The 25435-nt window shown below is 70.1% G+C and carries 25 protein-coding genes, 1 tRNA gene and 2 pseudogenes; 14 read left to right on the plus strand and 14 right to left on the minus strand.

The genetic code is table 11. The annotated features are described in order from the left end of the window. Positions 1-41 precede the first annotated feature (41 nt). From E4T13_RS23115 to E4T13_RS23145, 7 genes and pseudogenes are all read left to right on the plus strand, one after another. Positions 42-1037 (plus strand): LLM class flavin-dependent oxidoreductase, encoded by a 996-nt coding sequence (locus E4T13_RS23115; protein WP_137180695.1) that lies wholly within the window; start codon positions 42-44, stop codon positions 1035-1037. A 129-nt stretch (positions 1038-1166) separates the two neighbouring features. Beyond that, the gene (locus E4T13_RS23120) at positions 1167-1700 is read left to right on the plus strand and encodes a hypothetical protein (RefSeq protein WP_137180696.1); all 534 of its coding nucleotides are present in this window, start codon (positions 1167-1169) and stop codon (positions 1698-1700) included. A 451-nt stretch (positions 1701-2151) separates the two neighbouring features. Further along, the gene (locus E4T13_RS23125) at positions 2152-2697 is read left to right on the plus strand and encodes a CoA transferase (RefSeq protein WP_137180697.1); all 546 of its coding nucleotides are present in this window, start codon (positions 2152-2154) and stop codon (positions 2695-2697) included. A gap of 111 nt (positions 2698-2808) precedes the next feature. Next, positions 2809-3003: pseudogene (locus tag E4T13_RS31030) on the plus strand (tripartite tricarboxylate transporter substrate-binding protein); the annotation flags it as partial. A gap of 61 nt (positions 3004-3064) precedes the next feature. Then, on the plus strand, positions 3065-3898 hold the full coding sequence (locus tag E4T13_RS23135; RefSeq protein ID WP_137180698.1) for a 23S rRNA (adenine(2030)-N(6))-methyltransferase RlmJ: 834 nt from the start codon (positions 3065-3067) through the stop codon (positions 3896-3898). Positions 3899-3902: 4 nt separating this feature from the next. Continuing rightward, a complete protein-coding gene (locus E4T13_RS23140) occupies positions 3903-4898 on the plus strand; it encodes an NAD(P)H-dependent glycerol-3-phosphate dehydrogenase (protein ID WP_137180699.1) in 996 nt (331 codons plus the stop codon). Positions 4899-5086: 188 nt separating this feature from the next. Beyond that, positions 5087-5350, plus strand: coding sequence for a DUF1127 domain-containing protein (locus tag E4T13_RS23145; RefSeq protein WP_170985176.1), 264 nt, complete (start codon positions 5087-5089; stop codon positions 5348-5350). A gap of 17 nt (positions 5351-5367) precedes the next feature. On the opposite strand, the gene E4T13_RS23150 is transcribed toward E4T13_RS23145, so the two are convergent. Then, positions 5368-5625: a hypothetical protein gene (locus E4T13_RS23150; protein WP_137180701.1), complete on the minus strand. Its 258-nt coding sequence runs from the start codon at positions 5623-5625 to the stop codon at positions 5368-5370. 212 nt (positions 5626-5837) lie between these two features. Here E4T13_RS23150 and E4T13_RS23155 point away from each other — a divergent pair, with 212 nt between their 5' ends. Continuing rightward, positions 5838-6227: a hypothetical protein gene (locus E4T13_RS23155; protein ID WP_137180702.1), complete on the plus strand. Its 390-nt coding sequence runs from the start codon at positions 5838-5840 to the stop codon at positions 6225-6227. Between the two features lie 54 nt (positions 6228-6281). On the opposite strand, the gene E4T13_RS23160 is transcribed toward E4T13_RS23155, so the two are convergent. Further along, on the minus strand, positions 6282-6650 hold the full coding sequence (locus E4T13_RS23160) for a gamma-butyrobetaine hydroxylase-like domain-containing protein (protein WP_137180703.1): 369 nt from the start codon (positions 6648-6650) through the stop codon (positions 6282-6284). A gap of 11 nt (positions 6651-6661) precedes the next feature. Next, positions 6662-6862, minus strand: coding sequence for a Trm112 family protein (locus E4T13_RS23165; RefSeq protein ID WP_137180704.1), 201 nt, complete (start codon positions 6860-6862; stop codon positions 6662-6664). Positions 6863-7010: 148 nt separating this feature from the next. On the opposite strand from E4T13_RS23165, the gene E4T13_RS23170 reads away from it, so the two are divergent. After that, positions 7011-7289, plus strand: coding sequence for a hypothetical protein (locus E4T13_RS23170; protein WP_137180705.1), 279 nt, complete (start codon positions 7011-7013; stop codon positions 7287-7289). A gap of 3 nt (positions 7290-7292) precedes the next feature. On the opposite strand, the gene E4T13_RS23175 is transcribed toward E4T13_RS23170, so the two are convergent. From E4T13_RS23175 to E4T13_RS23185, 3 genes are all read right to left on the minus strand, one after another. After that, positions 7293-7952, minus strand: a complete 660-nt coding sequence (locus E4T13_RS23175; RefSeq protein ID WP_137180706.1) for an LON peptidase substrate-binding domain-containing protein — start codon at positions 7950-7952, stop codon at positions 7293-7295. Positions 7953-7985: 33 nt separating this feature from the next. Next, positions 7986-8942: a tetratricopeptide repeat protein gene (locus E4T13_RS23180; protein WP_137180707.1), complete on the minus strand. Its 957-nt coding sequence runs from the start codon at positions 8940-8942 to the stop codon at positions 7986-7988. An 82-nt stretch (positions 8943-9024) separates the two neighbouring features. Next, on the minus strand, positions 9025-9546 hold the full coding sequence (locus tag E4T13_RS23185) for a prolyl-tRNA synthetase associated domain-containing protein (protein ID WP_137180708.1): 522 nt from the start codon (positions 9544-9546) through the stop codon (positions 9025-9027). A gap of 76 nt (positions 9547-9622) precedes the next feature. On the opposite strand from E4T13_RS23185, the gene E4T13_RS23190 reads away from it, so the two are divergent. The 4 genes from E4T13_RS23190 to E4T13_RS23205 all read left to right on the plus strand — a co-directional run bounded on the left by E4T13_RS23190 (position 9623) and on the right by E4T13_RS23205 (position 11836). Then, positions 9623-9697, plus strand: a tRNA-Gly gene (locus E4T13_RS23190). A 328-nt stretch (positions 9698-10025) separates the two neighbouring features. Beyond that, on the plus strand, positions 10026-10499 hold the full coding sequence (locus E4T13_RS23195; protein WP_137180709.1) for a hypothetical protein: 474 nt from the start codon (positions 10026-10028) through the stop codon (positions 10497-10499). Positions 10500-11090: 591 nt separating this feature from the next. Further along, entirely contained in the window at positions 11091-11294 is a 204-nt protein-coding gene (locus E4T13_RS31035; protein ID WP_368773296.1) for an ATP-binding protein, read from the plus strand. A 5-nt stretch (positions 11295-11299) separates the two neighbouring features. Next, positions 11300-11836 carry a hypothetical protein gene (locus E4T13_RS23205; RefSeq protein WP_137180711.1) on the plus strand — a complete coding sequence of 179 codons (537 nt, stop codon included), beginning with the start codon at positions 11300-11302 and terminating at the stop codon, positions 11834-11836. Here E4T13_RS23205 and E4T13_RS23210 read toward each other — a convergent pair. The 7 genes and pseudogenes from E4T13_RS23210 to E4T13_RS23245 form a co-directional block, all read right to left on the minus strand. Further along, positions 11810-12223: pseudogene (locus E4T13_RS23210) on the minus strand (transposase); the annotation flags it as partial. The gene E4T13_RS23205 and the pseudogene E4T13_RS23210 overlap by 27 nt on opposite strands. A gap of 452 nt (positions 12224-12675) precedes the next feature. Further along, entirely contained in the window at positions 12676-14361 is a 1686-nt protein-coding gene (locus E4T13_RS23215) for a TrkA C-terminal domain-containing protein (RefSeq protein WP_206030276.1), read from the minus strand. A 79-nt stretch (positions 14362-14440) separates the two neighbouring features. Then, entirely contained in the window at positions 14441-15655 is a 1215-nt protein-coding gene (locus E4T13_RS23220) for a sodium/glutamate symporter (protein WP_240791277.1), read from the minus strand. Between the two features lie 88 nt (positions 15656-15743). Continuing rightward, positions 15744-17444, minus strand: a complete 1701-nt coding sequence (locus tag E4T13_RS23225; protein WP_137180713.1) for an aspartate:alanine exchanger family transporter — start codon at positions 17442-17444, stop codon at positions 15744-15746. 13 nt (positions 17445-17457) lie between these two features. After that, the gene (locus E4T13_RS23230) at positions 17458-20172 is read right to left on the minus strand and encodes a beta-eliminating lyase-related protein (protein ID WP_137180714.1); all 2715 of its coding nucleotides are present in this window, start codon (positions 20170-20172) and stop codon (positions 17458-17460) included. A 40-nt stretch (positions 20173-20212) separates the two neighbouring features. Next, the gene (locus E4T13_RS23235) at positions 20213-21838 is read right to left on the minus strand and encodes a DcaP family trimeric outer membrane transporter (RefSeq protein ID WP_170985178.1); all 1626 of its coding nucleotides are present in this window, start codon (positions 21836-21838) and stop codon (positions 20213-20215) included. Positions 21839-21885: 47 nt separating this feature from the next. Then, positions 21886-22194: a hypothetical protein gene (locus E4T13_RS23245; protein WP_137180717.1), complete on the minus strand. Its 309-nt coding sequence runs from the start codon at positions 22192-22194 to the stop codon at positions 21886-21888. 225 nt (positions 22195-22419) lie between these two features. On the opposite strand from E4T13_RS23245, the gene E4T13_RS23250 reads away from it, so the two are divergent. After that, positions 22420-24132 (plus strand): hypothetical protein, encoded by a 1713-nt coding sequence (locus tag E4T13_RS23250; protein WP_137180718.1) that lies wholly within the window; start codon positions 22420-22422, stop codon positions 24130-24132. A 43-nt stretch (positions 24133-24175) separates the two neighbouring features. Here E4T13_RS23250 and E4T13_RS23255 read toward each other — a convergent pair whose 3' ends face one another. Then, on the minus strand, positions 24176-25426 hold the full coding sequence (locus E4T13_RS23255; protein WP_137180719.1) for a DUF2254 domain-containing protein: 1251 nt from the start codon (positions 25424-25426) through the stop codon (positions 24176-24178). Between the last annotated feature and the right edge of the window lie 9 nt (positions 25427-25435).

Raw genomic sequence — 25435 nt, forward strand, 5'->3', positions numbered from 1 at the left:
GACGGGTTTCCGCGCCGGCCTCGCCCGCCCATATGCGGGCCATGGCAAGTCTGTCCGTTCTCGATCTTTCGCCGGTGCCCGAAGGCAGCGATCCCGGTCAGGCGCTGCGAAACTCGCTCGACCTCGCCAGCCATGCCGAGGCGTTCGGCTATCGGCGCTTCTGGATGGCCGAGCATCACAACATGCCCGGCATCGCGAGCGCGGCGACAGCGGTCGCCCTTGCGCATGTCGCGGCTGGCACGCAGCGCATCCGGATCGGCGCGGGTGGCATCATGCTGCCGAACCACGCGCCGCTGATCATCGCCGAGCAGTTCGGCACGCTCGCCGCGCTCCATCCCGGCCGGGTGGACCTCGGGCTCGGCCGCGCGCCGGGTACCGATCAGCTTGCGGCACGCGCGCTGCGCAGGAACCTGGATGCGGAGGCGGATTCCTTTCCGCAGGACGTCGTCGAGCTGCTCGGCTATTTCCAGCCTGCCGAGGCGGGCCAGGCGCTGCAGGCCGTGCCCGGCGCCGGCGAGGAGGTGGAGGTCTGGATCCTCGGATCCAGCACCTTCGGCGCGCAGCTCGCCGCCTATCTCGGCCTGCCCTACGCCTTCGCCTCGCATTTCGCGCCGGCGCAGATGATGGACGCGATCAGGGTCTATCGCGAGCGCTTCCGGCCATCGGAACGCCTCGCCGCGCCGCGTGTGATGCTGGGCCTCAACGTGTTCGCCGCCGAGACTGAGGTGGAGGCGCGCCGCCTGTTCTCCTCGCTGCAGCAGGCCTTCCTGAACCTTCGGCGGGGGCGGCCGGGCAAACTGCCACCGCCCGTGGACGGGCTGGATGGGCAACTCGACCCGCAGGCGCGACGCATGCTGGACCATGCCCTCGCCTGTTCCGTCGTCGGTGGGCCGGGGGCCGTGCGCGACGGGATCGCGGAATTCGTCGCGCGCACCGGCGCCGACGAACTGATGGTCACCGCGCAGATCCATGACCATGCGGCCCGGGTGCGATCCTTCGGGATCCTGGCCGATGTGCACCCGCCCGCGGGCGCATAGAGCATGCTGCGTTCGCTCGCGCTCACGTCGCAGGCTCTGGCCTCATGTTTTCAGAGCATCTTCACGCGTTCAGATGATCCCATCTGAACGCGATCTGCTCTGGCCTTCAATCCGCGCGAAAGGAATGCGATGCACGACGCCATGCCGGATGCCGACGACCTGCTCGCCGCCGAGCGCTTCCTTGCCGCCGAAGCGCGGATAGCCGCCTGCTTCGAGCGGATCGAGGAGGGCATCGCACCGCTGCTGCGGAGCATGCGCGCGACGGGGCGGACGACCTATATGACCGACCCGGAGCGAGGCGTGATCTGGGGCCACGCCTTCCTCCGCCCGCCCTACGCGCCGAGCGCGGAGGCGGAGTGGTTCATCGGATGGGGCCTGCGCTTCCCGGACGGGGGAAGCGGCTGGGACGGCGCCGATCCTCGCCTGCCGAAGACGCCGCACGCCATCGTTGCCCTCGGCGCAAGCGGCCTGCCCCGGATCGTGCCGCACGCGGCGTCGTCGGCGACGCTGCCGCAAGGCTGGTCGTTGATCCGGGGCGAGGCGGCCTTCCTCGCTGCGTCACGTCCGCTGCTCGACCAGGGGTCGCCGATGGCGTTGGCCGATTGGACATTCGAACGGGTCCGCGAGCTCCGGTCCTTCCTGCCGGGACTGGCTGCCGCCTGACCGAAGACGGGGCGTGGGCGGGATCGGATCCCATCGGCCGCGCATGGCACGACGAGATCCGATCGGCGCGGTTCAGCGTGGGTTCTGCGCGGCCGGCAGGGCGCGGCGCGTGGCGAAGGCGCCGAAGGTGTTGACGAAGGGAATGTCGCCGCTGCGCGCCATGCCGGAGGCGACGCACATCAGGTTCCAGCAGCCGGAAGAACTCCCCGTTGCGGAACACCAGCGTCACCGCGCAGAAGGCGCCGCGCTTCGCCGCATGGCGCGCCAACGCTTCCACCTGCGCCGCGGTGCTGCCCCGATCGCGAGGCGGCGATGTTCGTCGGGCTGATCGGCCGCGCCAATCCGCAGCTCGAGGCGATGGGCGTGATGCCCGCCTGGACCGGTCCCGTCGCCTCGTCTTGGGAGAGCTTCGCGATCCTCGCGGCGCTGCGGCACCGCGCGGCGACGGGGCATACGCGCTGCTGCATGCGGGCCTCGGGCGCGGCGTGCCGCGCGACGGCCGCGCGGAGGACCTCTCGGCGCCGCTGTCCGGCCTGTTCGCGGCGCGGGCGAGGATGAGTGGCTCGCCCTCTCCGCGCCCGATGCCGCCGCACGCGCAGGGCTCTGCGTGGCGCTGGCGCGGCCCGACTCGCTTGCGGCGGATGCGCCCGCGCTGCGGGAAGCGTTGGCCGCCTGGTGCCATGGCCGCGAGGCGCGTGCGGCGGAAGCCGCGCTGCACGCCGAGAGCGTGCCCGCGGCACGCTCGCGCGGGATCTTCGACCTGGTGCGCGACCGCCATCTGGATGCGCGCGGCGTCTACCGGCAGATGTGCAACGGCGGCTGGAGCATCGCGCTGCCCCGGATGGAAGCCGATGGCTGGCGCGGCGCGCTGGCGCCGGTGCCGGTGCCGGTGCCGGGGCTGGGGCTGGGCGCCGACAATGGCTACGTGTTCGGCGATCTGCTCGGGCTCGATCCTGCGGGTCGCGCCGCGCTGGAAGAAAGCGGAGCGATCCGATGAGAGGGAAGCGGTCGTGCTGAAACTCGAGACACGCGAACGGGAGGTGCGGTTCTTCGAGGATTTCCGGGAAGGGCAGGACCTGCCCACGCTCACCCGCGGGCCCATGATGACATCACGGGCTTCATCGCCCATGCGAAGGCCAATCCCGCCCGCGTCTCCTGCGGCACGCCGCCGGCGGCCGGTGCCGGCCAACTTGCGCTGGCGCTGCTGGAACAGCGCGCCCGCATCCGGCTGCTGCATGCGCCTTATCGCGGCGGCGCGGATGCGCAGCGCGACATCGTGGGCGGCCAGGTCGATTCCATGATCCTGACCTCGTCCACCTCCCGGCACGCTTGCGCGGCGGTGGAGCGCGGGCTAGCCCGCCCGCGTGAACTACCGCCACGCCTTCCATGCCGGGAACTTCGCCGACTGCGTCAAGCACGCGCTGCTGGTTGCGCTGCTGCGCGCCCTGCTGGCGAAGGACAAGCCGTTCCGCGTGCTCGATACCCATGCCGGGATCGGGCGCTACGACCTGTCGGCGTCGGAAGCGCAGCGCACGGGGGAGTGGCGCGACGGGATCGCGCGCCTGACCGAAGGCGCGCCGCATCCCGCGCTCGCCGACTACCTGTCGCTGGTCGGTGCCGCCGGCTTTCCCGCGACCTACCCCGGCTCGCCCGCGCTGATCCGGGCGCTGATGCGCCCCGGCGACAGTCTGCTGTTGTGCGAATTGCACCCGGACGACCATGCGACGCTGAAGGCTGCCTTCCGCGGCGACGGCCAGGTCGCCGTGCACCGTCGCGACGCCTGGGAGGCGATCACCGCCCTCACCCCCTTCCCTGAGCGTCGCGGCCTGGTGCTGATCGATCCGCCCTTCGAGCAGGAGGGCGAGTTCGATCGCCTTGCGGGCGCCATCGTCACGCTGCGCCACCGCTTCCGCGCGGCGATCGTGGCCGCGTGGTATCCGATCAAGCACCGCGCGCCGGTGCGCGCCTTCCACGCCGCGCTGCGCGACGCCGACGTGCCCGACTGCCTCGCCTGCGAGCTTGCGCTGCGCGAGCCGACGGATCCGGCACGGCTGAACGGCTGCGGGCTGCTTGTCGCCAACCCGCCCTTCGGCTTCGCCGATCAGGCGCAGGCGATCCTGGATGCCTTGCTCGCCCGCCTCGGCCGGGGCGAGGATGGTGCAACGGCAGCGGTGACGCGCATCACCGGGGAGAGATAGCGCCATGGCAGGACGCCCCAGGCGACGCATCGCGGTCCTCGGCGCAGGCGCCTGGGGCACGGCGCTCGCCGTTCAGGCCGCGCGCGCCGGCAATTCCGTCGGTCTCTGGGCGCGCAACCCCGAGCGTGCGGCCGCGATCGCCTCCGGCCGGCAGAATGCCACCTATCTGCCAGGCGTGACGCTGTCACCCGCCATCGAGGTGACCGCCGATCCCGCCGCGGCGCTCGCCGATGCGCTGTTCGTGCTGCTGGTCGTCCCTGCGCAGTTCCTGCGGCCGGTGCTGCAGGCGGTGCCGGATACCGGTGCGCCGCTGATCGTCTGCGCAAAGGGTGTGGAGCGCGGCACGCTGCGCTTCCCGCTGGAGGTGGTCGAGTCCCTGCGGCCGGGCCGCGCGGGGGCGGTGCTGTCCGGCCCGAATTTCGCGCATGAGATCGCCAAGGGCCTGCCCGCCGCCGCGGTGCTGGCCAGCAGCGATGCCGGGCTGCGGCAGATGGCCGGCGATCTGCTTGGGACCGCGGGCTTCCGCATCTATGGCGGCGACGATCCGATGGGCGTGCAGGTCGGCGGCGCGGCGAAGAACGTGATCTCGATCGCCGCCGGCGCCGTGATCGGCGCGGGCCTGGGGGAGAATGCCCGCGCCGCGCTGGTCACCCGGGGCCTCGCGGAGCTGTCGCGCCTTACCGTCGCTCTTGGCGGCCGCGCGGAAACGGCGGCGGGCCTGTCGGGCCTGGGCGACCTGCTGCTGACCACCACGGGCCCGGGCAGCCGCAACACCTCGCTCGGCGTCGAGCTCGCGCGCGGGGCCAGCCTCGAGGACGCGCTGGCGAGCCGGGTCGGCGTGGCGGAAGGCGTCGAGACCGCGCCAGCCATCGTGGCGCGTGCCGCGGAGACCGGCATCGAGCTGCCCATCTGCGCGGCCGTCGCCGACCTGCTGGCCGGGCGGATGTCGGTCGGCGACGCGATGGGGCGCCTGCTGGCACGGCCACGACGGGACGAGTAGCCCGCGCAACACACGGCATCGCATGTCGTCCCGGCGCATGTCGCGGCATGGTCGCGACATGCGCGCAACCTGATTTGCCGCGGTGCAACACGCCGCGACATCGCGCAGCAAGGTCTCTCCGGCAGGATCCCGGTATCGCCTCGGCCGCGGCAGCCCGCCGCCGGCGGGGCTCCGCCAGGAGACGTGCCATGCCTGCCCCCGCCATCGCCCCACTGCAAGGCCACGGCCTGTCCGCGCCCTTCGCATCGGCGCGGCTGCCGCCGATCCTTGCCCGCCTGGCGCTGCGCTTCCGCCGGTGGCGACTGGAACAGGCGACGCGCGCCGCCATCGCGGAACTCGACCCCGCCGTGCTGCGGGATATCGGCCTGACGCGCGGCAGCCTGGATGCGCAGCTGCGCGCGGAACGCGACCGGGTGCTGCTGCGCGAAGGCGCGTGGCGGAACCTGGCGTGACCGGCAGCCGCCGGCGGTCAGGCCCGCCGGCGGGCGAAGCCGCCCATCGGCCGGACCGGCTCCGGCCGCGGCCCCATCACCGCGTCGATCATCGCCTTCGCATGCGACACCATCGCGGCCAGGGTCGCGCCGGGCTCCGGCGGCGCCATCTCATGCGGCGCGCCGCGGCCGCCCGGCGGATGGATGATCACCTGGTAACGGTCGCGGCCACTATCCCGCAACTCGATCTGGTGCCCCCGGTAGGAGCGGAAGGAAACGGCTGTCAGGCGGCCCAAGATTGCACCTCGTGAAGGAAGGAACGACCTCCCCATGGTCGGAGGGAAGGCTAGGCCCGCCCATGCTGCGCTGCAACACGTTGCTCGGAACTCGGCCGGGCAGACACGCCGGACTCTCGCGGGAACGTCATCGACGCCCCCGGGCGCGGGGTAGCCTTTCATGCTGCATCGCAGCATAAGGCCGCGAGTTTCCCCTGTGAAGGCAAGCGAGAATGAGCAGCAATCCCTTTCTGAGCCAGTGGCTGAGCGCCGCCAACGCCGCATCCGGGTCCTGGCGCGGCTTCTGGACGGCGGAGATGGCCCGCCAGCAGACCGCGCTGGTCACCGAATGGCAGCGCCAGGCCCTGCAGTTCTGGACGGGTGCCTGGGCGAAGGCGGCGCTCGCCCCGACGCCCTCCCCGGCCCCGGTCGCGGAGCACGCGGTGCCCGCCGCGCCGCCGGCGCTGCCCGCGCCCGCCGCGCTGCCGACCGCCGAGGCGGCAGCCGAGCCGAAGCCGCTGCGTACCGCGAAGCGCCCGGTGCAATTGCGCACGGCGGTGGAGCGTCGGAAGGCGGCGAAGCCCGCCCCGAAGCGCGGTCGCACGCCGGTCACGCGGCACTGAGCCAGGCTGCGGCGGCGCCGAGGGCCGCCTCGCCTTCCTGCCGCCGCGGTCGAGTCAGCCTGTCCGCGACGGCGGATCGCGGCTGAGCCCCTGCGCCGCCAGCGCCTGCTCATAGGCCGCCCAGCGCTCCGCCTGCTCGCTGCCCAGCCTGTGCAGGTAGTCCCAGGAGTAGATGCCGGTGTCGTGCAGGTCGTCGAAGACCAGCCGCACCGCGTAGTTTCCGACTGGCTCGACCCGCATGATCCCGACATGCCGCCGGCCGGGCACGGTGACCCGTTGCCCGGGGCCGTGCCCCTGCACCTCGGCCGAAGGGCTTTCGACGCGCAGGTACTCGGCCGGAAGGGCGAAGTGCTCGCCGCTGTCGAATCGGACATGCAGCACGCGATCGGCCCGGTTGAGCCGGAGCTCCGTCGGCGTCGGCATGGCGCGCCCGATCAGTCGAGCTTGCGCGCTTCCTCCGGCAGCATGATCGGGATGCCGTCGCGGATCGGATAAGCGAGCCCCGCCTTCTCGCTGACCAGTTCACCACGTTCGCGGTCGTAGCGCAGCGGTCCCTTGGTGACCGGGCAGACCAGGATCTCGAGCAACCGCGGATCCACCGCCCCGCCGGTCGTCACGCCTGCCTCGCCGCTCATGCCTCGATACCCCTGCGGATGCACGCCCTGTCTAGCCCATCGGCCGCGCCGTTAGAAGCGGCGTGGCGTCGCAGGACCTTGTTATCCCATGCTTTCGAATCGGCATGCCGCTTGATCCCCGCTCGCGAAGGCGGCAAGCATGCGCTGCATGTGCGATGCCTGCGAGGACTGGGATGCGCGTGAGCCGCGGCCGGCGCTGATGCCCGCGGACATCGCCCGCCGCGCACGCGCGATGGAACGCGCCATGCCGGGCGAGGCGCTGGACGACGCCACCTGGCGCATAGCCCTCGGCGAGAAGAGCGGCGCCATCGCCTGGGCCGCGCATCTGCGTATTCTCGAGGCCTGCCGGGCAGCGATGGCGGAACCGGCCGCCCGCGCCTCCATCCGCCGGAAGGCAGGACGCTTCACCTGCACGGCCGCCGGCTGAGGCTCAGCTCGGCCGTCCTTCCGGCACCGTGCCGTGGCTGTCCATCTGCATCAGCGCCACCAGCATGCGGGCGCGCTCCTCGACGCTCGCCGCCTCCAGCAGCGCCTGCTTCTCGCGCACATCGAAGGGGCAGACCATGCAGAGCGTGGTGACGAGCATTGCGTCGCTGGTCTGCTCCACCGCCTCCCAGTTCGCCTCGATCCCGCGCGCGCGGAAATAGGGCCGCAGCGCGCCCAGAAGCTCCGCGCGGTCAAGCTGCGGCGCCGGCCGGTCTAGCGCGAGATCGCGCTCATACGGCGCATAGTCCGCGCGCACGCGGCGGTAGCCGCGGTGCATCTCGAGCTCCTCGGCGATGCGGAAGCGGATCACGCCGGTCAGCGTGATCAGCAGCCGCCCGTCATCCGTTTCGGCGAAGGAGGAGACGCGGCCGAGGCAGCCGATGCGATAGAGCTGGCTGCCGAGCGCGGTCCGCGGCAGGCCGGGATCGCCCTGCACCATGCCGAACATCCGGCCGCCGCCGAGCGAGTCCTCCACCATCGCAAGATAGCGCGGCTCGAAGATGTTCAGCGGCAGCCGACCTTCCGGCAGCAGCAATGCGCCGGAAAGCGGGAAGATGGGAATCTCGCCGGGGAGATCCGCGAAGGCCGGGTGGAAGGCGGACATTTTCCCCTGTTCGGCCGCATGGAGCGGCCCGGATCACCTGAACAGAAGGGTGGAGAGCTTCCGGCGTCCCGCAAGGGTCGCGGGGTCATCGAATCCCCAGGCCTCGAAGAACTTCAGCAGCTGCTTGCGCGCGGCTTCCTCGTTCCAGGCCTTGTCGCGCCTGATCGCTTCCATCAGCGCGTCCACTGCCTTGGCGCGTTCGCCCATGGCGTTCAACGCGACGGCAAGGTCGATGCGGGCCGCGTGGTCATCCGGATCGGCGGCCAGCCGCCGCTCGAACTCGCCGAGCTTCTCGCGCGCCGCGCGGCCCTCGATCGCCAGTTGCAGGGCGGAGCGCACCGAGGCGATCTCGGCATGCTCCTTCAGCTTGTCCGGCACCTGGTCCAGCACCTGTTGCGCCTGCTCCTCCTCGCCGAGCGCCATCAGCGAGCGGGCGAGGCCGGCGAAGGCCTCCGGATTTTCCGGCTCGGCCTCGACCAGGGCGGCGAACAGCTGCAGCGCGGTATTGTGGTCGCCCTGCTCGGCGGCCGCCTTGGCCTCCGCCAGCAGGTCGGCGCCGGGCAGGCTGCCGCCGCCCATCTTCAGCAGGGCTTCGACGAACTTCTTCACCTCGCCTTCCGGCAGCGCGCCCTGGAACAGGTCCGCGATCTGGCCCTGCACGAAGCCGACAACGGTCGGCACCGATTGCAGCGGCAGGCCCATCTGGGCGAGCTGCTGGACGAGCTGGCGGTTCTTGTCGATGTCGATCTTGACCAGCCGCACGCGACCCTGCGCGGCCTTCACCACTTTCTCGAGCGTGGGGGTGAGCTGCTTGCAGGGGCCGCACCAGGTCGCCCAGAAATCGACGAGGACCGGCACTTCCCGGCTGGCCTGGACCACGTCCTCCATGAAGGTGCGCTGGTCGCCATCCTTGATGAGGTCGCCGGCGCCCCCGGAGGCGGGGCTGCCGCCGGGCGCGGTCTGGCGGGTCGGGTCGAAGATCACGTCCATGTCGGGCATTTCCCAGTTTTTCGCGCCGATAGATGCGCAGCCGCGCGGCGGAGGGCAATGGGGCGGCAGGCCGAAGCTGCGCTCAGCCCGACGCGGGCGGGGCTTCGGGCGGGTCCATCAGTTCGGGGAGATGGCCGAGGGCGCGTAGGAAGCGCAGCAGGTCGTCCGGGCGGATTGCGGTGGTCATGGCATTGGTGAGCGGGTGGAAATTCACCCAGTCATGCGCCTGCATCAGATGCCGGTCGAAAACCGGGCGCACCGCGCCGGGCGCGGCATTCACCAGGCCGAAGGGCGTGACCGAGCCGGGCTGCACGCCGAGTTGGGCCATCAGGTCCTCGGCCGGCCCAAAGGCGACCCGCGGCGCGCCCAGCGCGCGGGCCAGCGCATTCACCGAGACCCGCCGATCCTCCTGGAGGACGATGAGGATGAAGGGGCCGGGCGCCTTCTGGGGCTTGAGGAACAGGTTCTTGGAATGCCCGCCGGGGAGTTCCGGGCGAAGGGCCTTGCTTTCCTCGACGGTGAAGACGGGCGGATGCGTGACCGTGCGGTGGACGATGCCGAGGGCATCGAGCCTGGCGAGGAGGCTTTCGGGCGTTTCAGGCATGGGGCGGGAATGCCGTGCGGAGGGGTGGCTTGCAATCCCGATCCGGGATGCTAAAAGCCCGGCCTCCGCACGGAGCGCGGGCGTAGCTCAGGGGTAGAGCACGACCTTGCCAAGGTCGGGGTCGAGGGTTCGAATCCCTTCGCCCGCTCCAGTCGGTCCTTCGTTCAACTCTCTCCGCTGCCGGTCACGCCGCGAATATGCGCCCGTGTGGCCGATGTTTTCGCGCAGACCTTGAGGGTGCGCAGGCGGAACGAAGGCCGAATTCGTGCCCCGGAGAGCGGGGAGTCTCCGAACCTTGAGGGTAGCCCGATTTTACCCTCAAGCTTAAGTCATTGATTGCGAATCGTTCTCTGCAGGACCCTGCCCTGGAATTCAGCATTCTGACTGCTCGGGCGATTCGGCTGCTCAACTTTCTCCTGGCCCCCGAGCCTCGGCAGGCAGGCCTAGGAAGCCCAAGCCACTGACACATATGGAGATCCATGTCCGACATCGACGACGTGTTCGCCAGCTTTCGCGACGAGAAGTCTGCATCCACCGGTCGGCGCGGGACTCGTATCATTCCTCAGCGTGGCACCCGCAGCAGCAGGACCATCGAGGTCGTGCATGTTCGGTCCGGCGCAACGCCCCGTCCCGCCGGCGAGCCGCGTCATTCGTCCTTCGGAGTTCGGGCCGCAGCGTGGGACGATGGCTTCCCGGCCAAGCAAGCGCCTCCGCGTCCTGCCGCACCGCAGCCGCCCGTTAGTGTGCCGGTCGAACCGACCTTTCACATCATGCCCCCGCGGTCGCCGTCGACGCTTGCGGCTGAAGCCGCACCTGTCGTCCTTGACCCGACGCCCGTCATTGCAAGCCGTCGCGGTCGTGGGCGGCCTCGCAAGCAGGCGGCCGCAGCGCCAATCAGGCGCTTCGCAGATCCGTTCGACGCGAGCGACGAGGGCGCGAACTGCCTGCGTTGAGGCTACGTCATCGAGCCGGCGCGTGAGCGGCGCGGGGTGATGACGTGCGCGGGGTGTGAGTAGCATCGTTTAGCGTCGCGACCTCGCCCCCCCGGGGAGAATGCGACCGCCCTACCGCTACTCTTGATTGCGCAGGGATGCGCTGCGGGACATTCTCGCAACGCCCTACGATGACCGAATCGGACATTCCGAGGGCGGTTTATGCTCGAGGCGGGATTGTCCGAACAGCTTTCCGATATTGCGCGGTTGACGCTGGACGAACTGGTCTCGTCGCTGATCTCCGGGCGACCGATCGACGCCCAAGGCAGCGGTGCCCGCGTCCTTCCGACGGCCGCTCGGACAGCGTTGGCCTTCTACGCGAACAGACGGCAGCTTTGATGGTCGGCGCCGAACAACGTCACGGAGCCCGAGGTCCGGGAACTGATAGACGCCCTCGCCGCCCCCGATCAGGCGGACACCGAGGCGCCGGTGCCGACGCGACGCAGCGCTGTGGTGTGGCTGCCCGTGCTTGTCGAGATTGAGCAGTTCGGCGGCCTGCACGCGCACTGCACCTCTGACGGCGCGAACCCGGCGCCGCTCCGCCTCGACCTAATGAAGGGGCTGGTCGCCTGCCGTGGGCGAAACGGCGCCGGAAAGAGCTCCCTAGCTAACGCGATCTCCTGGGTTCTGACGGGGCTGATCCAGCGGCCGCAGACAGCGCCGGCGAAGCCTGGCGTGGACACTGCCTTCCATGTGTCAGATGAGCACCACGGTCATTTTCCGCCTGGAGCTCGTGATTCCAACTACCTCCGATAGTCCCGATGCCCACTGCCGACGAACTTCGGTCGGTCGGGGGTGTGCCCCGTGTGCGGACCGCCGTCCGCCTAAGCCTTGAGCGCGCGGACGGCAGCGGCTCGATGGTCGTAGAGCGCCGCCTCGAACGCCGGCCCCGAGGCACCATCGCGGAGATGCTCTCGATCGACGGCGCCGAATGTGGGGATTTAGCCGCGGCGTTGGGCGCGCCGGCCCGGTCGATCGAGCTTGCGGCTGTGATGCTGCACCGGGTACCGCACATCAGGTTCGACGAGGCGAATGACCTCGCCAGGGCGCTCGCGGAAGTGACTGGCCTTCGGCCCCTCCAGCACCTCGGCCAGCGTAGTCGGCGAGTGCAGGAGTACCTGCGAAGTACCCTGCCTCGCAAGCTCAGGAAGGAGCAGGAAGCAGAGGCAGTGCGCTTCTCCGATGGCGCCAAGCGCCTCAGGAAACACCTGACCGATAACAACTTCTCTACACTGGCCGCGGATGTCCCCACTAAGAGTCTGTCTCGAATCTCACACGGAACGTGCGATGCGGCGTAGCAGGATGATGACGGAAGCGGCGTAGAGGAAGGCGTTGGCGGAAGCGATGGTGGCCTCGAAGTCCTTGGCGAGGCGTCGGTTGCGGCCGATCCACGCGAAGAAGCGTTCGACCACCCAGCGGCGCGCGTGGACGGCGAAGCCGATCTGCCCCTTGGGCTTGCGCACGATCTCGACGCGGATGGTGGTGGCACCGGCGACGCGGTCTCCGGCGTAGCCGCTATCCATGAAGGCGAGTTGCACGAATGGCCAGCGGCAGCGCGACAACCGCATCAACGGCGGCGCACCGTCGCGGTCTTGGATGCTGGCCGGATGGTTGTCCAGCGTCAGGCCGCGCCCGTCGGTGTCCACCATGGCGTGGCGCTTGCGGCCTTTGATCTTCTTGCCTGCGTGCCGAACGCAGGCGCAGGCGGACGCCGCGCGGGTTGCGCAGCCAGTGGACCTCGACCGGCCCGTCGGCCGGGCTGCGGCTGCCGTCGAAGGCGGTGTAGGTGCCGGGAAAGTCGGACAGGCGCCGGAGATCGAACACCTCGCCCTGCGCCCGCACGGTGGTCACGCCGACACCGGCCGCACTGAGCCCCTCGATGGCGAAGGCGCGCACCTCGCCCCGGTAGCGCAGCCGGCCGCCGCCGATCGCACCGGTGCGGCCGAACAGGCCGATCCGGATCTCCTCGATCCAGAGGCTCGCATCCGGGTTCGGATCCCCTGCGGCGCCGAGGAACACTCCGCCGACAGCGATCAGCAGCGCCCGGCGCGGCGCGTGGCGGATCATGTCGTGCTCCGATCCGTGGCCCGGCTCCGGTGCCGCATGTGCCGAAGCGCCGTCCACGCCGCATCGCCGCTCATCCTGTGACCAGGGCGACGATGACGGTGCCCCAGGTGGTCAGCAGGATGTGCCCGATCGGCACCGCGGGGGTGTAGCCCAGCACCGCGACCGGGCTGCCCGACTTGTCCTGCACGGCGGCGAGGCCGGCCGTCATGGTCTGCGCCCCGGCCAGGCTGCCAAGCACCAACACCGGGTTCATCCGCAGCAGGTAGCGGCCGGCATAGAGGCCGACGAAGAGCGGCGCGAGCGTGACCAGAATGCCGCCGAGGAACAGGCCGATGCCCGCCTCGGCAAGCGCCTCGAAGAAGATCGGGCCGGCATGCAGCCCGGTCATGGCAACGAACGCAGCGAGGCCGAGCGAGGTCATCAGCGAGATCGCACCGTCCGGGATGCGCCCGAACAGCGGCAGTCGGGTGCGCAGATGCCCGACCAGCAGCCCCGCCAGCAGCGTGCCGACGCTGGTGCTGAGCGAGATGTGCATGCCGCCGATCGGCAGCTGCACCAGCACGCCCACCACGCCGCCCAGGAAGATGGCGAGGCCGAGCACGACGAAATCGGTCGCCTCGGTCGGCTGCACCAGCGGGCCGATGCGCCTTGCGACGTCCTCCATCGCCCCCTCGGGGCCGACGATGCTCAGCAGGTCGCCGCGCTCGACGATCGTCTCGAGCGAGGGCGGGATGGCCTCGCCGCCGCGGGTGACGCCGTTGAGGTAGATGCTGCGCGCCCAGTCCGTCTCCGCGAGCTCGCCGAGGCTGCGCCCCGCGGTCTCGGCGCGCGCGACGAGCACCTGCCGCACGGCGACGGGGATGTCGAGCAGCTCGCGATCCTCGACCTCTTCCGCCAGCGGGCCGATCTCGCCGATCAGCACTTCGCGCAGGCCGGCGAGCGCGACCACGTCGCCCGCCTCCAGCCGCAGCGAAGGTTCGGCCGGGATGATCTCGCCGTCACGCCGGATGCGCTGGATGTAGAGCCGGTGGCCCGGCTTGAGATTCCGCGCCTCGGCGAGGGTGAGCCCGGCGACCGGCGAGCCGGGCGGGATGCCGAAGGCGCGCACCTCCACCCGCCGCCAGGCGGAGAAGACGCCGGGCCGGGCCCGCACGATCCCGAGCTGCTTCTCGAGGGCCAGCGCCTCGGCCTGCAGGTCGATACCGAGCAGCCGGGGCCCGAGCGTGCCGCAGAAGAAGATCACGCCGAGCGCGCCGAACAGGTAGCAGACCGCATCCGCCACCGCGATGTGCGCCACGAGCCTGGCGCGTTCGGCCTCCGCCAGCGGCAGCGCGTTGATCGCCTCCGTCGCGGTGCCCATCGCGGGACTCTCGGTCAGCGCGCCGGGGACGAGCCCGGCCGCGAAACCGGCATCGAGTCCGAGGATGCGCGCCACGACATAGGCCACGGCGAGGCCGGTGACGGACATGAGCGCGGCCAGCGCGATGGGCCGCACCCCGTCGCGCTTCAGCGCGGACATGAATTGCGGCCCGACGGAATAGCCGATGCCGAAGAGGAACAGCAGGAACAGGAAGGACTTCGCCTGCGAGGAGACCGGGACATGCGCGAACTGGCCGATCAGCACGCCGGCGAAGAGCGAGCCGGTGACCGCGCCGAAGCTGAAGCCGCCGAACTTCAGCGCGCCGAACCAGTAGCCGATGCCGATCGCCAGAAGCCGGCGAATTCCGGATACCTCTCCAGGAAATGGCTGAGCCATTCGAGCATCGCCGCCCCCCCGCGCGGTCAGATCCAGGGCAGGTGCGCCGGTGTTGGCGCCCTTGCCTGCTGCCCGGGCATCATCGCGCGATGGCGAAGAACGGCAGGGCGAGGAACCCCTTGGCCACGAATGCATTGGCCAGATCGACAAAGAACGACCCGGCCAGTGTGATCAGCAGGAAGGCCTTCGGCGCAGGCCCGTAGCGCCGCGTCACCTCATCCATGGTCGCCATGGCGACCGGCATCGAGGACAGGCCGAAGCCGAGGAAGCCGCCGGCGGTCACTGCCGCCTCATAGTCGCGGCCCAGCAGGCGGAAGAGGACGAAATAGGCGATCGCAACCGTCACCCCGATCTGGATCACGACGTTGATGACCAGGGGAAGCAGGATCTGCGCCACCGAGATCAGCGGCGTGGCCATGAGCGCGATCACCAGGAACAGCTGGAGGGCGATCGCGCCGCCGCGCTCGATCGGCGCGAAGGCGAGCGGCAGCTTCAGCGCATCGGCCAGGTTGGTGATGACGACACCGGCGATCATCGCCGACAGGAAGCCTGGAAGCAGCAATCCTGCGGAGCGCGCGAGGTCGTTCAGATGCTCTCCCACATACACCGCGAGCGCGATCACGAAGACCGACGCCAGAAGCGATTCGAGGTGGTCGCCGCCCTCCTTCGGTTCCTCGGGCGCCGCCGCCGAGGCGACCGGTCCGGCGGGAGCATCCGTGGAGGCGAGGCGGTGCCGCTGGATGATCCAGCCGGTGATCGGCCCGGCAACCAGCGCGCCGCTGATAACCGCCAGCGTCGCCGCCCCGACGCCGACGATCTGCGCACCCGCGAGTCCCTGCGCTTCGAGCTCCTTCGCCCAGGCCATCGCGGTTCCGGGCCCGCCGACGAAGGAGAGCGACCCGGCAAGCACGCCATAGGCCGGGTGCGTGCCCCACGCGTTGGCGAAGGCCGCGCCGCCGAGGTTCTGCGCCATCAGCGCCAAGACGGTCACGACGCAGAGGATCAGAAGCGGCTTGCCGCCGCTGAGCAGCGCACTCAGCTTCGCCGAGAGACCGATGGTCGTGAAGAAGATCAGAAGCAGCGCGTCTCGCGTCCGCGCTCCGAAAGCGACATCCACGTCGAGCGCGAGCTGCCCGAACAGCACGAGCAGCGAGACGAGCGAGGCGCCGACCACCGCATTGGGCATGTCGATCCGGCGCAGCAGAGGTATGGACTGCCGGATGGCCTTGCCGGCGAACAGGGCAGCGATGCCGACCAGAAGCGTCGTCAGCTCATCCAACTCGTAGCGTACCATCAAGGCGTGCTCCCATTTTCGGTGGCGGGAGCTGCCGCGGGACGGCCCGCGGCAGCGCCTCTTCGCTTGCGACGCGACGCCCCGTGGCCTACTGCGCCAACACCATGGCGAAGTAGCCGAACACCGTGAGCAGCACGCCGGAGACCGCATAGGCCACCGGGAAGCCGATCCACGGTACGTTGGACTGGATCTCCACCGCCGCTTCCCGGCAGGGGCCGGAATGGCTTCGCGCGCCCGCGACGCCGCCCATCAGGATCGCCGGGTTGAACTTGAAGACGTAGAGGCCGACCATCCAGACGATGAAGGGCGGCGCGCTGCAGGCGACGAAGCCCACGAGGAAGATCTTCACCGCCAGCACGCCGGTCAGCTGCGCCAGCAGCGAGTTGCCGGCGTTGATGCCGACGATCGCCACGAAGACGATCAGGCCGAGATCCTCGAGCACGTTGCGCGCGGCGGCCGGCGTGTTGCCGAAGAAGCGCAGCCGCGAGGAGAGGGAGGAGACGATCACGCCGGACACCAGCAGCCCGCCAGCGTTGCCGAGCCCCACCTTGGCCCCGAAGGCGGGAAACTCGATGGCGCCGATCAGGAAGCCGAGGATCATGCCGAGCGAGAGGGTCAGCAGGTCGGTCGCCGTGGAGGGGCGCACGACACGGCCGAAGGCGTCGCCAACCTTCTGCACCGCGGATTTCAGCCCGACCACGGTGACGAGGTCCATGCGCTGCAGCGTCGTGTCGTTGCCGATGGGGATCGGCACGCCGCCACGCTCGAGCGAAACCACCTGGATCTGATCCACGCCCGGCTGCGCCCGCCATTCCTCGCGCGTCTTCTTCAGCATCTCCTTGTTGGTCACGAGGATCTCGGCGCGGTCCAGCGGCAGGTCGAGTGCCGTCCGATCCGAGACCTCCGGGCCGATCAGGCCCATCTTCTCCGTCATCGCCTCGCGCCGCCCACCGAGGGCGATGATGTCGCCCCGCTGCAGGCGCTCGTGATCCAGCGCGCCGAGCGCCTGGCCGTCGCGCACCAAATTGACGAAGCGGTATTCGGGGTTCTCGCGCAGGATGTCCTGCATGGTGCGCCCGACCCAGGCCTCGTTCTCGAGCCGGTAGGCGCGCAGCCCGCCCGCCGTCCAGCCCGACAGCGCGGGCGTGTCGCCGGAGGCGACGCCGTGCTCCTTCTCGTAGTCCCGCGCCGCAGCCTTCGCATCCAGGCCCCACCATTTCGGCAGGTACTTCGTGATCAGGATGATGCCGACCGTGCCCCAGATGTAGGTGATGCCGTAGGACAGCGCGATCATCGCGGTGACGCTGTTCGGGTCGGTCCCCGGCGGCAGCGCGACGGCGCCGGCCGTCACCGCCTGCTCGGCCGAGCCGATCGCGGCCGACATGGTCTGCGAGCCCGCCAGGATGCCGCCGGCTGCGCCGGGCGGCAGGTCCAGCAGGTTGACGCCGGCGACGACGAGCAGAAGCCCGACGAAGCAGGAGACGACAGCGAGCACCGTGAACTTGATGCCGTCGCCGCCCAGGCTGTTCACGAAGGACGGGCCGACGCGGAGCCCGACGCCGTACATGAACAGGTAGTAGAACAGGCTCTTGGTGAAGCTGTTCAGCTCCAGCTTGTGGCCGTAGAGCGAGGCCCAGACGGACAGGCCGCAGCCCACGATGATCGCCGCCGCGACCATGCCGAGGCCGTAGCCGGCGACGCTCTGCCGCCCCAGCCACACGGCCATGCCGACGGTGACGAAGAGCAGGATGAAGGGGTTGGCGGCGATCCAGGCGAAGAAGGCGTCCATCGCAGTCGGCTCCTCAGCGCTTCGACCGGGCGGCGATGGCGTCGGGCTTCAGTAGCTTGAGGCCGTGCTCGCGCTCGTAGCCATGGATCTCCTTCACGTCGAGCTTGCGCATGAAGTCGATCGTCTCCTGCGTCAGCACCTGGCCGGGCACCATGATCGGGAAGCCCGGCGGGTAGGGGATCACGAAGTTGGCCGAGACCATCTCAGGCCCTTCGCGCAGGCGCCGGTCGCATTCGGCGCCGAACAGCGGGACGTATTCGCACAGCTCCGGCTCATACGCGCCGAAGAAGGCGGTGCGCATGTCGCCTTCCGGCGAATCCCGCCCCGCATCGTCGCGGAACACCTCGTGGAAGCGGGAGAAGTTGGGCAGGTCCGGCACGTCGGTCATCAGCGCCTTCACGCGGGCTTCGAAGGCCTGCCGCGCCGCCTCGCCGCCGCTCTCCAGCCGCTTCTCGATGCCGTGGCAGATCTCCACCAGCACGCGGATCAGGTGCGCCACGTCGCTGCGCGTGTTGTTGATGTTGGACTGCAGCAGCACCGAGTTGCGCGAGGTCTTGTTGAGCTGGATGTCGTACTCGCTGGCCAGCAGGCCCTTGAACTGCGTGCCGTCGAAGCCCGCGGTGCCACACACCAGCGTCATGCGCGTCGGATCGAGGTAGAACTCGTCCTCCCGCATGGCCTGCGCAACGGTCGCCCAGTTGACGCCCGGCGAGAGGTAGTCCGTGAAACCCGACTGCCGGTACTCCGCTGGGATCATCGCGTCCGCCCCCAGCACGCGGAAGTAGCGCGAGATCAGCGGATGCTCGTTGACCGCCCGGCGGATCGACAGCGCGATCTCGATGGCGTTCATCACGAGGCCGTAGCCCTCCAGCTCCATCTGCCGCCGCGCGACGTCGAGGCTGGCGATGAGCTGCTGGTTCGGGCTGGTGGAGGCATGCGTGAAGACCGCTTCGTGGAACTGCGCCTCCACCGTGTGGAAGTCCACGTCCTTCACCAGCAGCATCGAGCCCTGGCGGATCGCGGACATGGACTTGTGCGTCGAATTGGTCTGGTAGACCCTCAGCCGCACCTGGCGCGGATCGGGGATCAGCCGGGTCTCGAGCAGCGCCTCGTCGGTCGGGTTCTCGCCGAGTGCCGCGCGCTGCTTCTCGTACGCCGCCACGGAGGCGGGGTCGCGCATCCAGGCCTCGATGTCGGCGGCCGCGCCCATCGCGGTGCGCGGGCGCAGGAAGGGCGAGAAGCGCGCGAAGCCGGACCACGCCTCGTCCCACAGGAAGATGAGGTCCGGCTTGATCGCCAGGCATTCCTCCATCACCCGGCGGACGTTGTACATGTGCCCGTCGAAGGTGCAGTTGGTCAGGTCCAGCATCTTCAGCCGGTCCAGCCGGCCCTCGGCGCGCAGCGTCAGCAGCGCGCGCTTGATCGTGCGCAGCGGCACCGCGCCGTACATCGAGTACTCCGTCATCGGGAAGGCCTCGACGTAGAAGGGCTGAGCGCCCGTCAGCACCATGCCGTAGTGGTGCGACTTGTGGCAGTTGCGGTCCACCACGACGATGTCGCCCGGCTTGGTGAGCGCCTGCACCGCCATCTTGTTGCTGGTGGAGGTGCCGTTGGTGACGAAGAAGACGTGGTCGGCGCCGAAGGCGCGCGCCGCCATGTCCTGCGCCTTCTTGATGTTGCCGGTGGGCTCGAGAAGGCTGTCTAGGCCGCCGGTGGTCGCGCTGCTCTCCGCCAGGAACAGGTTGATGCCGTAGAACTCGCCCATGTCTCGGATCCAGTCGGAGCGGAACACCGACTTGCCGCGCGCGATCGGCAGCGCGTGGAAGGTGCCGATCGGGCGTTGCGCATAGCGCTTCAGGTTGTCGAAGAACGGCGTCTCGTAGCGGTCGCGCACGCCTTCGAGCACGGCCAGGTGCAGCTCCAGCGGCTCCTCGATGGCGTAGAAGATACGCCGGACGCAATCGGCGGCCGGATTGCCGGCAAGCTCCTCAACCTCCCGGTCGGAGAGCAGGAAGATGTCGAGCTCGGGCCGGATGCGCTTCAGCGAACCTGCCAGGCGGAGCGCGGAGACGTCGGTGCTTTCCGGCTCGCCGAACGGCTCCAGCACCGCCCGCAGCACGGGCGCATCGTGGCGCGAGCGATAGGGGAAGCCTTCGGCGATGACGACGGAGGCGATCGCGGTGTTGATCGCGGCCGCGCAGAAGGCGTCCTCGAAGGAGCCGACGAAGACGGGCTCGTAGATGAAAGAGTCCTCTGGCCGGCGGACGCGGCGGATCTCCGCGGCCAGGATGGGCCAGCGCGATGCCGGCTGGCTGGTGACGAACAGCGCCTCGAAATAGGGTCGGTGGCCGCTCACGTCCTCGTCGAGGGCGGGCGGCAACACCTCCGCCAGTTCGGACCCGACGCGGTCGTCGTGGACATCCCACTCGCTCTGCCGGGTACGGTAGGAACGCGTGAGCAGCGCGTTGGAGATGCGGCGCACCAGGCGCGCGACGCCGCCCGCATCGTCGCTGGCGACCCGCTCCGCCAGCACGCCGAACAGACGCGGACCGGGATAGGCGTGGAAGGCCTCCGTGGGCCCGAGCGCCGACATCGCGGCCTCGACGTCCGAACGTGCGGCGGCCCCGCGCGCCCAGGCATCGGCCAGGTGTGTCAGGTCCCGCCAGCCATCGGCCCGGCCCGCATGCGCCAGCGTGAACTGGTCGATGCGTGGTGCGCTGCTGCTCATGTGACGCTCCGTTTCGTCGTGGTCGCTGTTCCGCCCGCTGCTAGAAGCGGGCGATCGCCGATGCCTGGATGCGCTGCTCGATGCCGTACCCGCCCTGGCCGACTGGCGCGGCGATGGACCCGTCCTGCAGGTCGCGGCGGAAGTAGATGTATTCGATGCCGACATCGAGCCAGCCATTGCTGATCCGGTCGTCGCGCTCTGTGGCGAAGGGACTCCAGATCAGATTGACCACGCCCATCTGCATGTCGCGGTTGGCCGCCGTCGCCCCGGATCCGCCGGCAGCGAATTGCGAGACGAAGGCAGGATTGTCGACGCGCGCGTAGCCGTACGCCGCGTTGCTCCGCAGCGTCGGAATCCAGTAGTGGCGATAGCCGATCGATGCGCCGTAAGTCGGCACGGGCGCCAACGAGACGTCGGTGACGCCCGGCAGGCCGATGTTGCTGAATGCGGACTGGCCCGATGTGGTGGCGTCGAAGTAGCGGCCGATACCCTCGCCGTAGTAGGCCATGAGGCTGACCTGGTCGGCGCCGAAGCCGCGCCAGAGCCCGCGCAGGTTGAGGTTGGTTCCCGCGGCGAAGCCCCAGCCGAGGGTATCTGCCGTGCCCTTCGGCGTGGCGTTCGTGCCGTTGGTGTCGATGCTCAGCTGCCTGAGCAGCCCGCGTAGCGAGACATCGCCGAAGTCGCCGCGATAGGTCAGCCGCCCGACGAGGTCGGGGAACGTCGTGGTGGACGGGCTCGCGCCGCCGTCAAGGCTGCTGTCGGGATAGAAGACGCCCGCATTGCTCGTGTAGTCGGTGTAGGGCGCCTCGAGCGAAAGCTGGCCGGTCAGGCCCTGCGCCAGCCTACCCGTCACGCGTATCTGCGCCTGGCGCACCGCCGAGGCGTTGACGAAGGTCGAGTCGGTCAGTGTCTCGATGAAGCCGTCGTTCCAGACGCTGTTCGCCTGGCCGACCAGCACGCTGAAGACGTCGCCGCCCAGCTGCACATAGGCCTGGCGCAGGCGCGGCATATAGCCGGAAGACGTCGCCGCGCCCGACGGGCTCGGCTGGTCGCCGGCGAAGTCGAATTCGATCTTGGTTGTCGCTGGGCCCAGGCCCGTCGGCGTCGAGGTGTCGAAGCCGATGCGCGACCGCCTTGCGCTGAACTGTGTGTCACCGGATTGCTGCGTCGCGGCGCTGCCGATCAGCGGGATGCCCTGCACCGAGGGCGCGTCGCTGCGGTTCACCATGTCGAGGTCGCTGAACAGGTTCGCCTTCACGAAGCCATACAGCCGCACGGAGGTGTCCGTGCCGGGGATGCGCCAGGAATTCGGCATGCTGCCGCGCAGCGCCTCGTCCACCTCCTCGCGCGTCACGCGGGGGGCAGCGGCCGGCGCGGGTGCCGGCGTGCCGACGGGCGCGGCCGCCTGGGCAATGGCGGCCGGCGGCGGGCTCGGCCGCGGCGCGCGAGGGGGCGCGACCGCGGCTGCGGGAGCCTGCGCCGCCGGCCTGGGCGCGCGCGTGGCTTCGCGCAACGCCGTCTCCAGCTCATCCATGCGCCGCTGCATCGCGTCCAGGCGGCGGAGGAGTTCCTCGTTGCTCTGGGCGTGGGCAGCCGGCGACGCGAGCAGCACGGCGCTGCACACCCCGCTCGCCAGTATCGCGCGAATGCCTCGAAGCTGTCGCATGCGCCTCCTTCCGCGGATCTCCGGGGCGGGCGCCCGGGCCGTCGCTCTCATTGGATGGTGTCAGGCAGGGCGGCGCCCGGCGGCCGGGTCCCGTCGCCGGCGGTGCTGAGCATCGCCAGGAGCTCGCTCTCGAGTTCGCTGACGAGCGTCCGGTATTCGGCGATCTCGGCGCGCGGCCCGCTTGCGGAGAGCCGTTCCTCGAAGGCCGAGAGGCCCTGCCGCGCCAGGCGGTAGTCCTCGCAGGCGCTGCGGAAGGAAGGCTGCGTCTCGAACAGGCGCCGGACCAGCGCCGCCTTCTCCGGAAATCGGGAAAGTACCCAGTCCAGATCGGAGCGGATTGCGGGCTCGTCGGGCATGGCTCCCTGACTCCCAGAAACCTAGTCGGCCACGGCTGGATCATCCGGGTCAGGAGACGGCGGCATCCGCCCATGGCGAAGTACGTCACTGTTAGTTCTGCCGGTCCGCCGCGCCCGGCCGGCGGCTGCACGGTTTCGTCCGGCGTTAAATTTCGCTGAATCTAAATTAGTTGTGGTATATATGAGTCCTGCGGGCACCGCGTGATCGCGGGACGTGGGGTCGGGATGGATGAGGGCGTGCGCAAGGACGATGCGTCTGCGGTTCGTGAAGAACTGCGTCGCATCCTTGCGTCCCACGACTTCGAGGCATCCGATCGGAACCGGAACTTCCTCAGCTACGTGGTCGAGGAAGCGCTGAGCGGTCGCGCCGACCGCATCAAGGCCTACACTATCGCCACGTCGGTCTTCGGCCGGGCGGCGGATTTCGACCCCCAGGTCGACTCCATCGTCCGCATTGAGGCCGGGCGGCTGCGGCGCGCGCTCGAGCGCTACTACCTCACCGCCGGGCGAGCCGATGGCGTCCGGATCGCCATCCCGCGCGGCGGATATGTGCCCGCCTTCTCAACGCACTCGGCAAGCGCGCCCGTGCCGGCGGCCGCACCGCTCGCGCCGTGCCGCACGGACAGCCGCCGTGGCTGCGCCATACTGGTTCGCCCTTTCGAGGAGGAGGGCGACCACTCCTCGTTCCCGAACTTCAGCCGCGGTCTGACGCGCCAGGTGATCGTCGGGTTGACGCGCTTCACCGACCTCTTCGTCTTCGGCGCCGACACCGCCTTCAGCCACGAAGCCGCGCAGGGCGAGGGCGCAGCGCCCGGCGGCGCGCTGGACTTCGACCTCCTGCTGGCGGGCGGCACGGCGCTCACCGCCGACCGGTTCGTGCTGGAAGCGCTGCTGAGCGACGCGCGCACGGGCCGCTACATCTGGGGCGGCACCTTCGATCGCACCCTCGAGCCGGGCGAGATCCTGCGCGTGCGGGACGAGGTGGCGAACAGCGTGGTGCGCAGCCTCGCCCAACCCTATGGCGTGATCTTCAGCGAGCGCGCGCGCGAGGTGGAGGGCAAGCCGCCGGGGAGCTTTTCCTCCTATGACAGCGTGATCAGGTTCTACCAGTACTGGCGGACCTACGACCGCGCCCTGATCCGCTCGGTCCAGGATGGGCTGGAACAGGCGATCCGGCGCGATCCGGACTATGCGGAAGCCTTCGCTTGCCTGTCGCAGGTCCATGTGAACCTGCTGCGCTTCGGCCACGAGCCGTCGCGCACGGCGGCCGACCTCCTCAAGCGCGCACGGGATCTGGCGCTTCGGGCCGTGGAGCTCGCGCCGCATTGCAGCCGCGGCCACCACGCACTTGCGCTCGCCTATTGGTTCGGCGGCGACGTCGCCGGCGGGCTCGCCGAACTCCGCACCGGTCTATCGCTCAACCCGAACGACACCGAGATCATGTCCGATCTCGGCCTCCGTCACGCGGTCCTGATGCAGTGGGACGAGGCATTGCCGCTGCTGCGGGACTCCTACGCGCGCAATCCGGCCCAGCCCGGCAATTACCGGATCGGGCTGGCGCTCTACCACTACATGCAGGGCCGCCACGCGGAGGCCCTCGCGGAAATGCGGCGCATGACGGTCGAGCATGCCATACCGGCCTTCGTCGTCGTGGCGTCCGCCGCGGCGGAGCTCGGCCTAGCCGCCGAGGCCGAGGCGGCGGTCCAGGCGATCCTTCGGATCGACCCCGCCTATGGAGACCACGCGAAGGCCGATCTGATGGCGCGCAACGCCCACCCGGACATCGTCGCCGCCATGATCGAGGGCCTCCGGAAGGCCGGCTTGCCCGGCCGTGAAACGGGCTGCCCGCGTGAAAGCCCCGGGCGGCAGCGCGCGATGCCCGGCTTGCGGATCGACCAGGCCCTCGAGGCGGCATCGGCGCGCGGCATGCCGCGGTAGCCTGCCGCGTCGCCACCGGAGCCCGAGAGCTGCGGGCCGGCTGCTACCGCGTCAGGCCGAGGCCCTGCGGATCCTCCTGCCGGGCGGCCAGGCGGTCGCGCTCGTCGAAGGCCGAGTGCTCGATCACCGCGTCCACATGCTCGAGGTAGCGCTGCACGCCCTCGGCGCGCGCGCTGTCGCCGACCAACTCCGCGAGGCCGCGGAGTGCCGAGCGTAGCCGCCGCATGACCTGCACCGAGGTGGCGCCGAAGAAGCGTATCTCGTCGAAGGCGAGCGCCAGGTAGTCGTCCCAGTCCGGCGTCGGAAAAACGACGCGGACCACGCCCTCTGCATCGGCCAGGCGCCCGTCCTCCAGGTCGTGTCGCGCGAGGCGGCGCAGCAGGTCCTCGATCTGGTCGAGCGCCTGCACCGCCGTGGTCGGGTCGTTGATCGCCGGCGACAGCGCCTTGATCGCGATGTCCACCAGCAGGCGGATCGGGTATTTCGGGTCCTGCTCGAAGGTGCGGTCGGCACCGAGCCTGATCGCGCGCCGCAGGGCGGTCTCGGGCACTGTCCCGCGGCCGCCGAGCACGCGCAGCATCACGCTGCCGTCCATCATCATGTCGCCGACGGCGCATTCGATCTTGATGCACGCGCCCGCACCCTGCGCGAGGGCGATGAGGGCGGGGACGTCGTAGCGCTGGACGTAGCCCGGCGGACCGGCATGGCGCAGGATCTGCGTCACCGGCGCAGCCGGCGGCCCCGCGACGGCCCGGCCCGCGCCGGGGCCGTCACTGCCCTGCGCAGAGGCGGCCAGGCTCTCCTCGATGATGGCGCGCCCCTTGTCGCCGATGTAGCGCAGCGTGTTCGCGATCTGCAGGTCGCCCAGCCGCCGCATCAGGAGACCGAAGGCCATCAGGCTGGCGAACAGCAGCGCGACGGCGAGCACCGTCGAGACGGCCGGCACCTGGCCGGACCCGCCGCGGTCGGACCAGGCGGTCGCGGCGAGCGCATAGGTGAAGGTCGCGAAGAAGATGCCGAGCGCGTGGAACAGCACGGGATCGCGCGCGAAGCGGTTGGCGAAGCGCGGCGAGTACGTCACGGCGCTGAACTGCAGCATGACGAAGGCGATGGAGAAGACGATGCCGGTCAGCGCCATCATCCCCGACGCGATCGAGGACAGCACCGCAAGCGCCGCGGCGGCCGAGATCCCGAGGTCGATGGGCAGGGCCATCGCGTGTTCGACGCGCGGCAGCAAGAGGGCGCAGACCAGGCTGACCGCCGTGTAGACCATGGGAATGAGCCAGACCGGCATGCGGCGTGT

The sequence above is a fragment of the Roseomonas sp. AR75 genome, from assembly GCF_005222815.1.
In the GTDB taxonomy this organism is placed as follows: Bacteria; Pseudomonadota; Alphaproteobacteria; order Acetobacterales; family Acetobacteraceae; genus Falsiroseomonas.

Excerpts from the sequence above, each read along its gene's own strand:
- E4T13_RS23115 (WP_137180695.1), top strand. The coding sequence starts at position 42 with ATGGCAAGTCTGTCCGTTCTCGATCTTTCGCCGGTGCCCGAAGGCAGC.
- E4T13_RS23120 (WP_137180696.1), top strand. The coding sequence starts at position 1,167 with ATGCACGACGCCATGCCGGATGCCGACGACCTGCTCGCCGCCGAGCGC.
- E4T13_RS23140 (WP_137180699.1), top strand. The coding sequence starts at position 3,903 with ATGGCAGGACGCCCCAGGCGACGCATCGCGGTCCTCGGCGCAGGCGCC.
- E4T13_RS23145 (WP_170985176.1), top strand. The coding sequence starts at position 5,087 with ATGCCTGCCCCCGCCATCGCCCCACTGCAAGGCCACGGCCTGTCCGCG.
- E4T13_RS23155 (WP_137180702.1), top strand. The coding sequence starts at position 5,838 with ATGAGCAGCAATCCCTTTCTGAGCCAGTGGCTGAGCGCCGCCAACGCC.
- E4T13_RS23160 (WP_137180703.1), bottom strand. The coding sequence starts at position 6,650 with ATGCCGACGCCGACGGAGCTCCGGCTCAACCGGGCCGATCGCGTGCTG.
- E4T13_RS23165 (WP_137180704.1), bottom strand. The coding sequence starts at position 6,862 with ATGAGCGGCGAGGCAGGCGTGACGACCGGCGGGGCGGTGGATCCGCGG.
- E4T13_RS23170 (WP_137180705.1), top strand. The coding sequence starts at position 7,011 with ATGTGCGATGCCTGCGAGGACTGGGATGCGCGTGAGCCGCGGCCGGCG.
- E4T13_RS23175 (WP_137180706.1), bottom strand. The coding sequence starts at position 7,952 with ATGTCCGCCTTCCACCCGGCCTTCGCGGATCTCCCCGGCGAGATTCCC.
- E4T13_RS23180 (WP_137180707.1), bottom strand. The coding sequence starts at position 8,942 with ATGGACGTGATCTTCGACCCGACCCGCCAGACCGCGCCCGGCGGCAGC.
- E4T13_RS23185 (WP_137180708.1), bottom strand. The coding sequence starts at position 9,546 with ATGCCTGAAACGCCCGAAAGCCTCCTCGCCAGGCTCGATGCCCTCGGC.
- E4T13_RS23195 (WP_137180709.1), top strand. The coding sequence starts at position 10,026 with ATGTCCGACATCGACGACGTGTTCGCCAGCTTTCGCGACGAGAAGTCT.
- E4T13_RS31035 (WP_368773296.1), top strand. The coding sequence starts at position 11,091 with ATGAAGGGGCTGGTCGCCTGCCGTGGGCGAAACGGCGCCGGAAAGAGC.
- E4T13_RS23205 (WP_137180711.1), top strand. The coding sequence starts at position 11,300 with ATGCCCACTGCCGACGAACTTCGGTCGGTCGGGGGTGTGCCCCGTGTG.
- E4T13_RS23215 (WP_206030276.1), bottom strand. The coding sequence starts at position 14,361 with ATGGCTCAGCCATTTCCTGGAGAGGTATCCGGAATTCGCCGGCTTCTG.
- E4T13_RS23220 (WP_240791277.1), bottom strand. The coding sequence starts at position 15,655 with ATGGTACGCTACGAGTTGGATGAGCTGACGACGCTTCTGGTCGGCATC.
- E4T13_RS23225 (WP_137180713.1), bottom strand. The coding sequence starts at position 17,444 with ATGGACGCCTTCTTCGCCTGGATCGCCGCCAACCCCTTCATCCTGCTC.
- E4T13_RS23230 (WP_137180714.1), bottom strand. The coding sequence starts at position 20,172 with ATGAGCAGCAGCGCACCACGCATCGACCAGTTCACGCTGGCGCATGCG.
- E4T13_RS23235 (WP_170985178.1), bottom strand. The coding sequence starts at position 21,838 with ATGCGACAGCTTCGAGGCATTCGCGCGATACTGGCGAGCGGGGTGTGC.
- E4T13_RS23245 (WP_137180717.1), bottom strand. The coding sequence starts at position 22,194 with ATGCCCGACGAGCCCGCAATCCGCTCCGATCTGGACTGGGTACTTTCC.
- E4T13_RS23250 (WP_137180718.1), top strand. The coding sequence starts at position 22,420 with ATGGATGAGGGCGTGCGCAAGGACGATGCGTCTGCGGTTCGTGAAGAA.
- E4T13_RS23255 (WP_137180719.1), bottom strand. The coding sequence starts at position 25,426 with ATGCCGGTCTGGCTCATTCCCATGGTCTACACGGCGGTCAGCCTGGTC.